The organism is Nocardia neocaledoniensis (assembly GCF_029868625.1).
GTDB classification, from domain to species: domain Bacteria; phylum Actinomycetota; class Actinomycetes; order Mycobacteriales; family Mycobacteriaceae; genus Nocardia; species Nocardia neocaledoniensis_A.
In genome coordinates this window covers 1-12,590 of the sequence record NZ_JARWOJ010000302.1, presented here as the reverse complement: position 1 = coordinate 12,590, position 12,590 = coordinate 1, and the positions used below count along the sequence as shown (strand labels likewise).

Genomic DNA, 12,590 nt, shown 5'->3' with positions numbered 1-12,590 from the left:
TCAAAAGCGAGTCCCGTCAGGCCGTTAGAGTCGCGAAGGGGCTCCCCGCTCAGCCGAGGAAGATCACGGTCACCGCATCCGGCGATTTGGACCCGACCGCAAAGTTCTGGCACCACGGCGTCGAAGATGCTCGCCCGCTGGTGGGGGGGGCGCCCCCCGGCCGCCCCCCCGGTACTCGGTGACCGCGGCGGCCACCGAGTACCGGCGCTGTGCCGATGCCCGCGAAGGCGATCCGCGGCGTGCGTCGGTAGTGACCCCGAAAGCGCCGAAAAGGTCTCTCCGCCCGTGGTATTCATGAGTGATTCCTGATCCTCGGGGGAGGCCTCATGCGGGGAAACGAGTCGGACCGCCGGGCCCGTGCGGCGCTCGGCTGGCACTGGGCGCGCCGGTTCCTCGCTGTGGTGGCCGGGGTGTGGGTCGCTGTGCTGCTGGTGCCGGACTTCCGGCTGCACGGTTCGGCGGGCGGGCAGGCGCTCGCGGTCGCCGGGATCGCCGCCGTACTGATCATGGCGACGACGGTGGTGCCGATGCCGGTCGACCGGTGGCTGCGCGGCGCGGGGGACCGGAACATGCGGGCGATGGCGGCGGAGCCCGCTCTCTACGCCTCGGACCGGGAGTTCTTCGCTCCGGCGCGGCGGGCGATGTGGCTCGGTGTCGCGGGGATGGTCGTGCGCGTCGTGGTCACCGTGGTCGTGCTGCCCGCGGCGCTGTGGGCGGCCGCCTGGCTCGGTGCGAAGGCCGGTGTGCCGGTGCTGCTTTCGGGTCTGTGGCCGACTCTCGTCGCGGCGCTGGTGATCGCCGCGATCTCCGGGACCGCGGAATCGCTGCTCGACTTGTCGGTCGGGCGCAGCCGAGGCAGGCGGGCGGTGCGGTTGCTGGTGGCGTACGGGCTCGCGCTGGGTGGCTTCGGCCTCGCGGTGGCCGTGCTCGACGGTGTCCGGCTGGAGCAGGGTCCGTTCGCGCGGCAGCTGCTCACGCTCGTCGTCCTCGTCGGGCTGTTCCTCATGATGAGTCTCGAACTGACGGTGCCGTTCGTGACCGTCCTGCTGACGGTCGCGGTCGCCGCGCTGAAGTTGTGGTTGCTGAGCTGGTTCAGCACGGGGCTGGAACTCACGCTGCAGATCGGTGGCTTCGTGAACTTCGTCCTCGCGGCCCTGATCGTCACGGTGGCGATCGGGCTGCCCGCGCTCGCCGACCGAGCGCGGACGCCACCGCCCGCCCCCGCTCCGCTTCACGATCCACTTCGTGACCTGCCGCCGATGGGGCCGTACTACTGACCGTCCGCGCGTCAGATGGTTGACGCCGGGGCGGTGGCCGGGGACTGTAGAGCGATGGCTGGAGGCGAGCTGCGTCACGGGGTCGAACTGTCCAATCTCGATCAGCCGTTGTTCGACGGAGCTGAGGCGACCAAGCGGGACTTGATCGACTACCTGGAGTTCGCCGGGGAACGGTTGCTGCGGGTGCTCCGCGGTCGGCCGCTGTCGGTGGTGCGGGTGCGGCCGGGGCAGGAACCGTTCATGCAGAAGAATCTGCCCAAGTACACGCCGGAGTGGGTGGCGCGGACGACCGTGTGGGCGGAGAGTTCGCGGCGCGAGATCACCTACGCGCTGGGTGACGACCTGCGCACGCTGATCTGGTTCGGCAATCAGCGCGCGGTCGAATACCACCCGACCCTGTTCCTCGCAGATTCCGCGCCCGAACCCACCCATCTGGTGCTCGATCTCGATCCCTCACCCGGTCAGACCTTCGCCGACGCGGTCGCGGGGGCGCGGCTGATCCGGGCTGCCCTGGCGGCGGACGGTCTGGCCGGCGCGGTGAAGACGAGCGGTTCCAAGGGGCTGCACGTGTTCGTTCCGCTCGCGCCGGGGGTCGATGTGGAGGACGCGGCCGCGGCGACGCGGGCGGTCGCGGCGCGGGCCGAGCGGATCGACCCGACGGTGGGGACCACGGCGTTCATCCGGGAGGACCGGCACGGCAAGGTCTTCCTCGACGCCACTCGGGCGGGCGGTGCCACCGTTGCCGCGGCCTACAGTCCGCGGATCCGTCCGGGCGTCACGGTGTCGTTTCCGCTGCGCTGGACCGACCTGGACGACGTGACACCGGCCGACTTCACCCTGCGCACCGTCCAGGAAATCCTCGGAGCGGACGACCCCTGGCAGTCGGAAATGCCTGAACCACAACAGCTTCCCACCGACCTGGTCGAGGAAGGGCACACCATTCCGGTGGCCCGGGTGCAGGCGATGCACGAGGGCAAACGCCGTGCGCGGGCCCGCCGCGAGCCGAAATAGCCGCCTCCCGGCAGGGCGAACGTTCGGGTTTTCGACACCGGGGCGGGTGGGTAGTCAGGTCAGGGGAGTTGCCCCGCTGTGATCGGTCGGGCCGCACTGCCGCGGTGCCGACGGTCGTCCACGGCTGATCGGCGCCGGAACCTCGTCGAATCAATCGCCAGGAGAAACATGCGTTCTGTCACAGTCGGTGCCGTCGCGGTCGGCGTCGCCGCCGCCCTCGCCTGCCTCGCCGGACCAGCCGCCGCCGACAACCCCGCCGAGCCGAACGAGGTCATCACCATCGACCTCAATGTGCTCGGGTGCTCCATCGGCGCCGGGCTCGGTGGCGAACTCGCCGCCGCGTTCACCGGCGCCACGACCGGCTCCGCGTCCGGATCGAGCAGCAGCGTCGACACCGGCCTCGCGACCCGCCTGCGCGCCGCGGGCTGCCTGCCCTGGAAGTAATCCGGGCTGACACACCACCGAGCCACCGGGAGCAGATCTTCCCGGTGGCTCGGCGTCGTTCCAGGGGTTACTTGCCGAGGGCGGCCACGCCGGCCTGGGCGAACTTCTCGTCCAGGTCGCCGCTGGGGGCGCCCGCCACGCCGATGCCCGCGATCGGGGCGTTGTTCGCCTTGACCGGGGCGCCGCCGCCGAGGAAGAGGGTGCCGTCGATGTCGGCGAGGTGGGGGGCGGACTCGAGGCGCTTGGCCAGCTCGGTGGTCGGCGCGTTCCAGGAGACGGCGGTGAAGGCCTTCTGCTGGGCGGCGTCGTAGGACTGCGGGCCCGCGCCGTCGCCGCGCAGGGTGACGATGACATTGCCGTTGCGGTCGACGACCGCGACGCTCACCCGCTGGTTCTCCTTGGCCGCCGCGTCGAGCGCGGTCTGCGCGGCCTTGGTGGCGGCCGCGATCGACAGGTGGGTCGACTGGGTCAGGTTGGCGTCGGCGGCGTTGGCCACGACGGGGGTGCGGGTGGCCGGATCCTGGTCCTGGGCCTGCACGGTCACGACACCGACCACACCGGCGGCGACGACACCGGCGGTCGCGCCGGCGATGATGAGGCGGTTGCGGGTGGTGGACTTGCTCATGGCTGCTCCTGTGTGGATCTCGGCCGGTCCGGCGGTCGCCGTGGCCTGTTGATATCCATCCTGTTCGTCCGGCGGGCGCGGCGGATCGGCGTAGTGGCTGTACTCCGCGGCCGGATCGGTCGACACCCGGGTCAACCGATCGGATGACCCCGACCCGGCGGCCGGGGGCGAGAATGGAAGTTCGCCCAGATCGCGACGACACGAGGGGAGCGGCGATGGCACAGCCGGCCGGACAGGAGCGCGACGACACGCGCCTGCTCGCGGTCATCGTGCACAGTGCCTTCTACGTGCTGCTCGCCGCGTCGCTGATGCGCTGGCTGATCCGGCACAGCGAGACCAGGTCGACGCCGATGATCGTCATCCTGTCCGTGACGATCGCGGTGCTGTACGCGCTGAGCGAGTTGCGGCAGTCGGGGCGCCTGGTGTGGTTCGCGTCGCTGGTGCTCACCTGGTCGGTGCTGGTGGTCCTGGCTCCGAGTTTCGCCTGGTGCGCGGTGCCGCTGGTGTACACCGGTCTGCGGATTCTGTCGGAGCGGGTCGCGGTGATCATGGTCGTCGTGCTCACCGCGCTGGTGGTGACGAGCCAGGTCCGCATCGCCGGCTGGCTCGACCCGAACCTGGTGCTCGCCCCACCCGCGGTGGCCGCGGTGACGACGGCCCTGTTCGTCGGCATGCGCCGCCAGGCCGAGCGCCAGGCCGCGCTCATCGACGACCTCGTCCGGACCCGGCGGGAACTGGCCGCCACCGAACGCCGGGAAGGGACACTGGCCGAACGTCAGCGCCTGGCCATGGAAATCCACGACACCCTCGCCCAGGGATTGTCGAGTCAGCGGATGCTGCTGCAGGCCGCCGACCTGGTGTGGGACAGCGATCCCGATCTCGCGCACACCCATCTGCGCTCAGCCGCCACGATCGCCGAGCGCGATCTGGCCGAGGCTCGCCGGTTCGTCCACGACCTGGCGCCCGCCGACCTCGCGGCGGGCGGTTCGCTGGCCGCCGCGCTGAGTGCGTTGGCCGAGCGGGAGACCACCGACGCCTTGACGGTGCGCTGTCATATCGAAGGCACACCGGGCCCGCTGCCGCAGCGGGTCGAGGCCACCCTGCTGCGCATCGCGCAGGGCGCCCTGGCCAATGTGCGCGAGCACGCGGCCGCCTCGACCGCGACCATCACGCTGACCAGCCTCGATGACCAGATCGTGCTCGACGTCGCCGACGACGGTCGTGGCTTCGACCCCGATGACCTGGCCGACCCGGCCGAACATCGCGGACACGGGCTGCGGGCCATCCGCGCGCGGGTCGGTCAGCTCGGCGGTACCTGGGCGATCGAATCGGCCCCGGGTGACGGCACCGTCCTGTCCGTCGCGATCCCGCTGGTCGCGGGCTGACCGGGCGCGGACCGACCCGAGCCCGCGGTGGGGTCGCCGGGCGGCGACGGCGAGCCGTGGGCACCCGCCGCGCTAGCATCGGCACTTGTGAATCCCCCCGTGCGCCTGTTGATCTGCGACGATCACGCCGTCGTCCGCGCCGGACTGCGGGCGCTGCTGTCGAGCGCGCCTGATATCGAGGTGATCGGGGAGGCCGCCGACGGTCCGGCCGCGGTCGCGCTCGCCGCGAGCCTGCGCCCGGATGTGGTGCTGATGGATCTGCAACTCGGCGCGGACATGGACGGTGTCGAGGCGACCCGGCGGATCACCGCCCAGCCCGCCCCGGCGCCGCACGTCCTCGTCCTCACCACCTACGACACCGACGCCGACATCACCAGGGCCATCGAGGCGGGCGCCACCGGCTACCTGCTCAAGGCCGAGCGCCCCGAGGAACTGTTCGCCGCGATCCACGCCGCCGCGAGCGGGCAGACCACGCTGTCGGCGCCGGTCGCGGCCAAGGTGATGGCCAAGATGCGCAATCCCGGCCCGACGCTCACCGCCAGGGAACGCGACATCCTCGGCCAGCTGGCCCAGGGCCTGGGCAACCGCGAGATCGCCAAGGCCCTGCACATCAGCGAGGCGACGGTGAAGACGCACCTCGGCCGCATCTACGACAAGCTCGGCGTCGACACCAGGGCCGCCGCGGTGGCGGTGGCGACCGAGCGGCGTCTGCTGGCCTGACCGGCTGTAACGATTCGGCGGTCGCCGGGCTCTGTAGGACGTCACGGATATGCTTCGCCGAGCGAACGAGAGGAGCTGTGCGCATGGACTGCGACGAATTCGTCGAGCTGGTCACCCGGTTCCTCGACGGCGCCCTCGACGCGGAGACCGAGCGGCGCTTCCGTGACCACCTCGCCGTGTGCGAGGGCTGCGAGATCTATCTCGACCAATTCCGCCGGACGATCGATGACGTGGGCGCCCTCGACCCCGATCGGCTCTCCGGGCAGGCACGTGCCACGCTGCTCACCGCGTTCCGTGACTGGCACGACCGCGACTGAGACCCCGGTCAGGCCGGGGTGAGGGTGGCCGCGCCGAAGGACACGTGGAAGCGCGCGCACCAGATGCTCACCGACTTCAGCGTCGACAGATCCGTGCCGGCGGGCAGTTCGTAGTTCTGATTGCCCTCGTTGCCCTTGAGCGCGCCCAGATCCACGTGCTCGCCGTCGTCGAAGTTGTGCCAGTCGTCGGCGATCACCGGCTGATCGGTCAGCCACACCCGCAACGCGGGCCCGTCGGACGTGCGCAGATCGCTGATCCGCAGCACCAGGGTGCCCTCGGGCGTGCGCTGGATCTGCGCTGAACCGGACGTCTCGTGCTCGTGCGACACGAATCGGCCGGTCACGAGCAGGGGCGCGGGTCCGCCGTCGACGGCGGTCGCGACCGGGGCCTCGTCGACGGTCGTCGTGGTGAACAGCCGCCACGGCTGGAACAGGTACAGCCCGACCGCGACGGCGGCCACCAGCCCCATCGCGAGCAGGCTCAGCACGATCCGGCGGGTACGACGCGGTGCCATGGTTGTCTCCTTCTCTGCCATGCACGCACCGTTCCCCGACCCCGCCGCGGCGTTACACGGGCGCGGGTTGCCGGATTTGCCGGGAACGAAACGTGACCGGGGTCTCTATATCGCGGTGATACCGGTCACATCACGAGGGTGTAACGACATCGATGTCATTACGGATTTATAACGGCAGACCTGCACGGAACAGTGTTCTTTTGGACAATGGTCGATACAGAACGGCTCGTGATCATGACGTGATCTCGGCTGGCATTCCGGCTACATTCGGTCACGGCTTGAACAACAACCCGAGCCGAATCGAATCGCAGAACACCGGAAAGCCTGCCCCGTGATTCGAGGATCCCCGACATTCCTGAGGGGCAGGGACGCGGAAGATTCGATTCCCGTGCCGGTGGGCGCAGGCAGGAAAAGCGTATGTCTTTCAACCGCAAGTTCACCCGTACCCTCGGTTTCGCCGCTGTCGCCGGCGCGATGATCGCCGTTCCGGCCGGTCTGACCACCGCGACCGCCTCCGCGAACAACTGGGACGCCGTGGCGCAGTGCGAGAGCAGCGGCAACTGGAACATCAACACCGGTAACGGCTACTACGGCGGCCTGCAGTTCTCGCAGAGCACCTGGGAGGCCTACGGTGGCACCGGCACCGCCGACAACGCCAGCCGCGAGGAGCAGATCCGCGTCGCCGAGAACGTGCTGGCGGCCCAGGGTCCCGGCGCCTGGCCGACCTGCAGCGCCTACCTGTAAAGCGCGCTGATGTAAGACTTTCCTTTGTCGGGAAACGAATAACCCGCTATTCGAAGCACACGTCGAATAGCGGGTTTTTTCGTTGTCTTTTCAATTACGGATGAGCAGCGTCACACCGGCCGCGACAAAGGCCAGGACAATAGCGCCGATGCCGTAGGCGAGCTTGTAGTCGCGGAGGCCGGGGATGAAGCGGTCGAGCGCGAAACCGCCTGCGCCGGTGAGGGCCAGGCTCGCCGCGGCCACCGCGAGAATCGTCTCGTATTCGATACCCTTCGGCGCGAAGAACCCGCCCCATTTCACCGAGATCGCGTTGAGCATGGTGCCCAGGACGGCCGCCGCGGCCAGGGGGGTGAGCAGTCCGAGGATGAGTCCGATACCGCCGAGGGTCTCGCTCAGCGCGGCGAGTACGGGGAAGAACTTGCCCGCCGGATAGCCGCTGGCGGTGAAGAAGCGATCGGTTCCGTCGAGGCCGCCGCCGTCGAACCAGCCGAACAGTTTCTGCGTGCCGTGCGCGGCCATGGTCGCGCCGACGCCGACGCGCAGGACCAGCAGACCCGCGTCGGTGGGGGTGGTCGTCGTCGTAGTCGTCATGGTGATTCCTTTCGTTGGTCCCGGTCAGCCGATCTGAACCGAGCGTCGTGCCATCCCGAACCAGTAGCCGTCGATGACGGTGCGCAGGGAGTCGAGGTCATCGGCGCCCGCGCCGAGGGTGAGGAACAGGGGAGCGAAGTGCTCGGTGCGCGGGTGGGCCAGCCGCGCCGCGGGGGCGGTGTGCTCGAAGTCGAGCAGCGCGTCGACGTCGCGGTCGTCGATCGCCTGTCGGCCCCAGTCGTCGAACTCGGCGGTGAACGAGTGGACGGTGTGGTCGTCGGCGGTGATCGCACGCAGGTTGTGGGTGAAGAACCCGCTGCCGACGATGAGGACGCCCTCGGCGCGCAGCGGGGCGAGTGAGCGGCCGAACTTCATCAGGTCCTGCGGATCCAGTGTAGGGATCGACAGTTGCAGCACCGGGATGTCGGCGGCCGCGAACATCTGGCTGAGCGGCACGTACGCGCCGTGGTCGAGGCCGCGTTCCGGGGCGTCGGCGACCGCACCGCCGAGCAGGGCGCGCACCCTGGCGGCCAGGTCGGGCGCGCCGGGCGCGGGGTAGCGCTGCTCGTAGTAGTGGGGAGCGAAGCCGGAGAAGTCGTAGACCAGCGGCACGGTGCTGGTCGCACCGAGGGTGATCGGCGCGGACTCCCAGTGCGCGGAGACGATCAGGATCGCGCGCGGCCGTGGCAACTCGGCCGCCCAGGCGGCCAGTTCGGCGGGCCAGGTGGCGTGGTCGATCAGCGGCGGGGCGCCGTGGGAGAGGTAGAGCACCGGCATCGTCGTCACGGTCTGCTCCTTCGGTTCGCGTGAACAGTAGTTGTTCAAATTTGAACGATAACGGATGAGCGGCTATTCCACCCGCGATGATTAGGGTGCAGCGCATGGGAGAACCGAGGTGGCTCGATGCCGAGGAGATGCGGACGTGGATGGGGTTCCTGGCCGCGGGCGCGCTGGTCGACCGCGCGGTGGACCAGCACCTGAAGGAGGAAGGACTCAGCCACACCCAGTACGAGGTGCTGGTCCGGCTCGCCGAAGCGCCCGGCTCGGCGATGCGGATGACCGACCTCGCCGCCGCCCTCTACACCTCCAAGAGCGGCCTCACCTATCAGGTCGGCAAGCTCGAGCGGGCCGGGCTGGTGCGCCGGGTCGACGACGACGCCGACGTCCGCGGCGTCAACGCGGTACTGACCGACGCGGGCCGGGACCGCCTCGCCGCCGTCGCGCCCGGCCACGTCGACGTGGTGCGCCGGGTGTTCCTCGACGTGCTCGACCCGGCCCAGCGCGCCGCGATCGCCGACGGCCTCGGCGCGGTGGCCGAGCGGCTGACGCGCTAGCCCTGGTCGTCCGGCCCGGCCGCCGAGTCGAGCCGGTGCACGGTGAGCGCCGCGGCCAGCATCCGCGAGTCCTTCGGATCGGCCGGGTCGAGCCCGGTGAGTTCGGCGATCCGCCGCAGCCGATAAGTGAACGTGTTGGGGTGCACGTGAATTCGCCGCGAGGCCGTCTTGCGGTCGGCGCCGTGGCGCAGGTGCGCCTCCAGTGCCTCGATCAGGTGCGGACTGCCGAGCAGCGGGACCACCCGCTGCGCCAACCGTTCTCGTGCCGGGCCGGGTCGGGTGAGCTGGTATTCGAGCAGCAGGTCGTCGAGGCGGTAGCAGCCACCCGGCCGCCCACGCAGCCGCGCCAGCTCGGTCAGCTCGAGCGCGTCCTTCGCCGCGGTGGGGATGGTTTCGCGTGCGACGCAGGAGAATTCGGCCAGGTACACCGGGACGCCGAAGTGTTCCGCGAGGCGGGTCGCGAGGTCGTCGAAGCGCCGCGCGTCGACGACGTCGTCCTCGGAACTGTGACTCAGCAACGCGATTCCGCTCGCACCGTCGAAGGTGGCCGGGGTGGTGGTGCCGGTGAGTTCGTCGAGTGCGCGTTGCAGCACCCGGATCCGGCGCCGGGTCACCAGATTGGCGGCGCTGCCGGTCCGCGCCGGTTCGCTGACATGGATCGCCAGCACCGTGTAGTGCTCGGCGAGGACGGTGTCGGCGCGCGCGGCGAGTTCCTCGGCGGGCAGCCCGCGCACCAGGGCCGAACACAGTTCCCGCCTGGCTTCGCGCTCGGCGTGATAGATCGACTGCTCGACCTCGATGTAGGTCTCCACGACGGTCATGTTGATGTGGCGCAACAACTCCAGCAGCCGCATGCCGACCAGGCCCATCTCCGCGAACTCGTCGGGTTCCGACAGTGCGAACGCCTCGGCCAGCACCGACTGCGCCGAACCGTGGATGGCACCCATCAGCATCGGCAGCGGCAGCCGGTCCTCGGCGTGCCGCTCGGCCACCGGCGCGACGAAGGCCGCGACCTCGGCCTGGGTGAATTCGCGGTCGGCCGCGATCGCCTCCAGCACCGCCCGTCCACACGCGTAGATGGTGGGCAGCACCTCCGCGGTGAAGTGGCCGGGCGGCAGGTCCGCGGGCGCGGTGGCGCCGAGTCCGTCGGCGAGCATGCGTTCGGCGATCTGGGGCCAGTGGGACAGCAGGCGAGTGGTCAGCGCGGGTGGTGCGGAAACGCGGTGTTCGGCGAGCATGACCCGATTGTGTCCGAGAACAGGGCGATGTGGGCCGGTCCCATCGAGAACGGACAGAACTTGGCGCCCGCGCCAACTGATCCCGCGTTTTCTCGGTCCACGGTGCAGTGACAGCACTGTGGCGCCGGTCATAGATTCGCAGAGCGCGTCCGAGCCACCGCTCGTCGACGCGGTTCTACGGAAGTGAATTCATGATTGCAACGACGCATCCTCTCCGCCGCGCCCTGTGCGGCCTCGGCATCGCCGCGAGCCTGTCCGCGGCGTCGGTCCTCGGCAGCGGTCCCGCCGTCGCGGAGTCCACGCTCGAACCCACCGTCGAGTCGCTGGCCGCCTACCTCGACGCGACTGTCACCGCGACGCCGGACGGCCGCCGCCCCACCGCGGTCGCCGACACCGGCAGCGCCTCGGGCAGCAGCTCGGGTTCGGCGGGCAGCCGGTCCTCCGACGCGGTCGGCGAAGGGCCCGAGATGTCGGCCTACCTCCCGGCTTTCGCCTACGGCCTGCTCCATCCCGACGCCGCACCGCCCGGCGCCAACCGCTGGACCTGCAAGCCCACCGCCGAGCATCCGCGCCCGGTCGTGCTGCTGCACGGCACCTGGCTCAACGCCTACGACACCTTCTCCTATCTCTCCCCGCGCCTGGCGAAGGCCGGGCACTGTGTGTTCACGCTGAACTTCGGCAAGTCCGGGCTGCTCGAGGGCGGTGGGCTCGGCGCGGTGCTGCCCGGCCGCCACGGGGTCGGCCCGATGGCCGACTCCTCGCGCCAGGTCGCCGCGTTCGTCGACCGGGTCCGCGCCGCGACCGGCGCCGAGCAGGTCGACATCGTCGGCCACTCCCAGGGCGGCACCATCGCCAACCACTACCTCAAGTTCGAGGGCGGACAGGGCAAGGTCGGCAAGCTGGTCACCTTCGGCGCCACCCATCACGGCACCTCGCTGATGGGCATCGCCACCCTGGGCAGGCTGATCAACAACGCGGGCATCGACATCCTCGGCTTCTACCGGCCGATCGTCGGGGTCGCCAATATCGAACAGGCGGTGGGCTCCCCGTTCTACGCCACTCTCAACGCCGGAGGCGACACCGTGCCCGGTGTCGCCTACACCGTCGTCGGCTCCCGCTACGACGAGGTGATGAACCCACTCGACCTGACCTTCCTGCGGGCCGGGCCCGACGCGACCGTCGACAACATCACCCTCCAGGACGGCTGTGAACAGGACGTCTCCGACCACCTGACCATGATGTACTCCCCGCGCGCGGCCTCGCTCGCGCTGCGCGCCCTCGACCCGGAAGGCGGCTCCGCCGTGGCGTGCACGTTCAACCCGTGGTTCTTCGGCGGTGGCGGCAGCCTATGACCCTCGCCGCCCCGGCGCTGACGCAGTGGAGTCTCGCGCCGCTGCTCCCGCCCGACGACCCGTTCTACCTCGCCCCGCCCGACCTCGCCGGGCTCGCCCCTGGCACGGTGGTGCGCACCCGCTCGGTGGAGATCGCGCTGTTCGGCCTCGTGCCACAGCGGATCTCCGCATGGCAGCTGCTCTACCGCACCTGTGATCTGGATGGTGAGCCGGAGGTCTCGGTCACCACGGTGCTGCTGCCGTGGGACGCCGATCCGCTCGAGTCCCGGCCGCTGGTGTCGTTCCAGTGCGCCATCGATGCCGTGGCGCCCCAATGCTTTCCGTCCTACGCGCTGCGCCGCGGCGCGCGGACGGTGGGCTCGATCGCGCCGCTGGAATTGCCGATCATCGCGATGGCGCTGCGGCAGGGCTGGGCGGTGTCGGTGCCCGACCACGAGGGCCTCGGTGGCCGGTTCGGCGCGGCGCGCGAGCCGGGATACCGGGCGCTCGACGGGATCAGGGCGGCGTCGGGCTTCGCGCCGCTCGGCCTCGGCCCCGCGAATCCGGTCGCGCTGTGGGGGTATTCGGGCGGGGGACTGGCGACGGCGTGGGCGGCGGAACTGGCGGCCGAGTACGCGCCGGAGCTGAACATCGTCGGGGCGGTGGCCGGATCGCCGGTCGGGGATCCGGCCGCGGCCTTCGTGCGGCTCAACGGTGGGTGGTTCGCCGGGTTTCCCGCCGCCTTCGTCGCCGGTCTGCGCCGCGCCTATCCCGACCTGGACGCGGTCCTCGACGATCACCTGGACACGGGCTACCGGGCCCGGGGGGGGGGGGGGGGGGGGGCCCCGCCCCCCGGGCGGGGGGGGCTGTGGCGAGGGGGGGGGGGGGGTAACTGGCGGCGGTGTCGGCGCGGGTGCTGAACTTCGTCGGGGGGGTGGCCGGAGCGCCGGTGGGGGATCCGGCCGCGGCCTTCGTGCGGCTCAACGGTGGGTGGTTCGCCGGGTTTCCCGCCGCCTTCGTCGCCGGTCTGCGCCGCGCCTATCCCGACCTGGACGCGG

General features: G+C 70.6%; 16 protein-coding genes. 11 read left to right on the top strand and 5 right to left on the bottom strand.

Features of this window, described 5'->3' with window-relative positions:
* Window positions 1-326: 326 nt before the first annotated feature.
* The 3 genes from QH270_RS22510 (at window position 327) to QH270_RS22500 (ending at window position 2,732) form a co-directional block, all read left to right on the top strand.
* Window positions 327-1,277, top strand: coding sequence for a hypothetical protein (locus QH270_RS22510; protein WP_280345829.1), 951 nt, complete (start codon window positions 327-329; stop codon window positions 1,275-1,277).
* A 54-nt stretch (window positions 1,278-1,331) separates the two neighbouring features.
* The gene (locus tag QH270_RS22505) at window positions 1,332-2,288 is read left to right on the top strand and encodes a DNA polymerase domain-containing protein (RefSeq protein ID WP_280345826.1); all 957 of its coding nucleotides are present in this window, start codon (window positions 1,332-1,334) and stop codon (window positions 2,286-2,288) included.
* A gap of 168 nt (window positions 2,289-2,456) precedes the next feature.
* Window positions 2,457-2,732, top strand: coding sequence for a hypothetical protein (locus QH270_RS22500; RefSeq protein ID WP_280345823.1), 276 nt, complete (start codon window positions 2,457-2,459; stop codon window positions 2,730-2,732).
* Between the two features lie 67 nt (window positions 2,733-2,799).
* On the opposite strand, the gene QH270_RS22495 is transcribed toward QH270_RS22500, so the two are convergent.
* Entirely contained in the window at window positions 2,800-3,483 is a 684-nt protein-coding gene (locus QH270_RS22495) for a GlcG/HbpS family heme-binding protein (RefSeq protein WP_280345820.1), read from the bottom strand.
* An 89-nt stretch (window positions 3,484-3,572) separates the two neighbouring features.
* Here QH270_RS22495 and QH270_RS22490 point away from each other — a divergent pair, with 89 nt between their 5' ends.
* The 3 genes from QH270_RS22490 (at window position 3,573) to QH270_RS22480 (ending at window position 5,779) form a co-directional block, all read left to right on the top strand.
* Window positions 3,573-4,742: a sensor histidine kinase gene (locus QH270_RS22490; RefSeq protein WP_280345818.1), complete on the top strand. Its 1,170-nt coding sequence runs from the start codon at window positions 3,573-3,575 to the stop codon at window positions 4,740-4,742.
* 87 nt (window positions 4,743-4,829) lie between these two features.
* The gene (locus QH270_RS22485) at window positions 4,830-5,462 is read left to right on the top strand and encodes a response regulator transcription factor (RefSeq protein ID WP_280345815.1); all 633 of its coding nucleotides are present in this window, start codon (window positions 4,830-4,832) and stop codon (window positions 5,460-5,462) included.
* 83 nt (window positions 5,463-5,545) lie between these two features.
* Window positions 5,546-5,779 carry an anti-sigma factor family protein gene (locus tag QH270_RS22480; protein ID WP_280345813.1) on the top strand — a complete coding sequence of 78 codons (234 nt, stop codon included), beginning with the start codon at window positions 5,546-5,548 and terminating at the stop codon, window positions 5,777-5,779.
* Window positions 5,780-5,787: 8 nt separating this feature from the next.
* Here the strand turns inward: QH270_RS22480 and QH270_RS22475 are convergent, their stop codons facing one another.
* A complete protein-coding gene (locus QH270_RS22475; RefSeq protein ID WP_280345811.1) occupies window positions 5,788-6,294 on the bottom strand; it encodes a DM13 domain-containing protein in 507 nt (168 codons plus the stop codon).
* Window positions 6,295-6,711: 417 nt separating this feature from the next.
* Here QH270_RS22475 and QH270_RS22470 point away from each other — a divergent pair, with 417 nt between their 5' ends.
* Window positions 6,712-7,038 carry a transglycosylase family protein gene (locus QH270_RS22470; protein WP_110036257.1) on the top strand — a complete coding sequence of 109 codons (327 nt, stop codon included), beginning with the start codon at window positions 6,712-6,714 and terminating at the stop codon, window positions 7,036-7,038.
* Window positions 7,039-7,128: 90 nt separating this feature from the next.
* Here QH270_RS22470 and QH270_RS22465 read toward each other — a convergent pair whose 3' ends face one another.
* Both QH270_RS22465 and QH270_RS22460 read right to left on the bottom strand, forming a co-directional pair.
* Complete coding sequence (locus QH270_RS22465) at window positions 7,129-7,629, bottom strand: DoxX family protein (RefSeq protein ID WP_280345809.1); 501 nt, start codon at window positions 7,627-7,629, stop codon at window positions 7,129-7,131.
* A 24-nt stretch (window positions 7,630-7,653) separates the two neighbouring features.
* Window positions 7,654-8,406 (bottom strand): dioxygenase family protein, encoded by a 753-nt coding sequence (locus QH270_RS22460; protein WP_280345832.1) that lies wholly within the window; start codon window positions 8,404-8,406, stop codon window positions 7,654-7,656.
* Between the two features lie 104 nt (window positions 8,407-8,510).
* Between QH270_RS22460 and QH270_RS22455 the strand changes: the two genes are divergently transcribed.
* A complete protein-coding gene (locus tag QH270_RS22455; RefSeq protein WP_280345806.1) occupies window positions 8,511-8,963 on the top strand; it encodes a MarR family winged helix-turn-helix transcriptional regulator in 453 nt (150 codons plus the stop codon).
* Here the strand turns inward: QH270_RS22455 and QH270_RS22450 are convergent.
* Entirely contained in the window at window positions 8,960-10,201 is a 1,242-nt protein-coding gene (locus tag QH270_RS22450) for a PucR family transcriptional regulator (protein WP_280345804.1), read from the bottom strand. The two genes, QH270_RS22455 and QH270_RS22450, sit on opposite strands and share 4 nt — an antisense overlap.
* 191 nt (window positions 10,202-10,392) lie before the next feature.
* Between QH270_RS22450 and QH270_RS22445 the strand changes: the two genes are divergently transcribed.
* The 3 genes from QH270_RS22445 to QH270_RS22435 all read left to right on the top strand — a co-directional run.
* Window positions 10,393-11,553, top strand: coding sequence for an esterase/lipase family protein (locus tag QH270_RS22445; protein ID WP_280345802.1), 1,161 nt, complete (start codon window positions 10,393-10,395; stop codon window positions 11,551-11,553).
* Window positions 11,550-12,452, top strand: coding sequence for a lipase family protein (locus QH270_RS22440; RefSeq protein ID WP_432420406.1), 903 nt, complete (start codon window positions 11,550-11,552; stop codon window positions 12,450-12,452). The genes QH270_RS22445 and QH270_RS22440 overlap by 4 nt, the downstream gene beginning before the upstream one ends.
* The coding region (locus QH270_RS22435; protein ID WP_432420407.1) for a lipase family protein at window positions 12,434-12,590 on the top strand (157 nt) is incomplete at its 3' end. The genes QH270_RS22440 and QH270_RS22435, both read left to right, overlap by 19 nt.

Coding starts and splice junctions, on each gene's coding strand:
- QH270_RS22490 (WP_280345818.1), top strand. CDS start 3,573: ATGGCACAGCCGGCCGGACAGGAGCGCGACGACACGCGCCTGCTCGCG.
- QH270_RS22510 (WP_280345829.1), top strand. CDS start 327: ATGCGGGGAAACGAGTCGGACCGCCGGGCCCGTGCGGCGCTCGGCTGG.
- QH270_RS22475 (WP_280345811.1), bottom strand. CDS start 6,294: ATGGCACCGCGTCGTACCCGCCGGATCGTGCTGAGCCTGCTCGCGATG.
- QH270_RS22440 (WP_432420406.1), top strand. CDS start 11,550: ATGACCCTCGCCGCCCCGGCGCTGACGCAGTGGAGTCTCGCGCCGCTG.
- QH270_RS22445 (WP_280345802.1), top strand. CDS start 10,393: ATGATTGCAACGACGCATCCTCTCCGCCGCGCCCTGTGCGGCCTCGGC.
- QH270_RS22450 (WP_280345804.1), bottom strand. CDS start 10,201: ATGCTCGCCGAACACCGCGTTTCCGCACCACCCGCGCTGACCACTCGC.
- QH270_RS22500 (WP_280345823.1), top strand. CDS start 2,457: ATGCGTTCTGTCACAGTCGGTGCCGTCGCGGTCGGCGTCGCCGCCGCC.
- QH270_RS22470 (WP_110036257.1), top strand. CDS start 6,712: ATGTCTTTCAACCGCAAGTTCACCCGTACCCTCGGTTTCGCCGCTGTC.
- QH270_RS22455 (WP_280345806.1), top strand. CDS start 8,511: ATGGGAGAACCGAGGTGGCTCGATGCCGAGGAGATGCGGACGTGGATG.
- QH270_RS22480 (WP_280345813.1), top strand. CDS start 5,546: ATGGACTGCGACGAATTCGTCGAGCTGGTCACCCGGTTCCTCGACGGC.
- QH270_RS22505 (WP_280345826.1), top strand. CDS start 1,332: ATGGCTGGAGGCGAGCTGCGTCACGGGGTCGAACTGTCCAATCTCGAT.
- QH270_RS22465 (WP_280345809.1), bottom strand. CDS start 7,629: ATGACGACTACGACGACGACCACCCCCACCGACGCGGGTCTGCTGGTC.
- QH270_RS22460 (WP_280345832.1), bottom strand. CDS start 8,406: ATGCCGGTGCTCTACCTCTCCCACGGCGCCCCGCCGCTGATCGACCAC.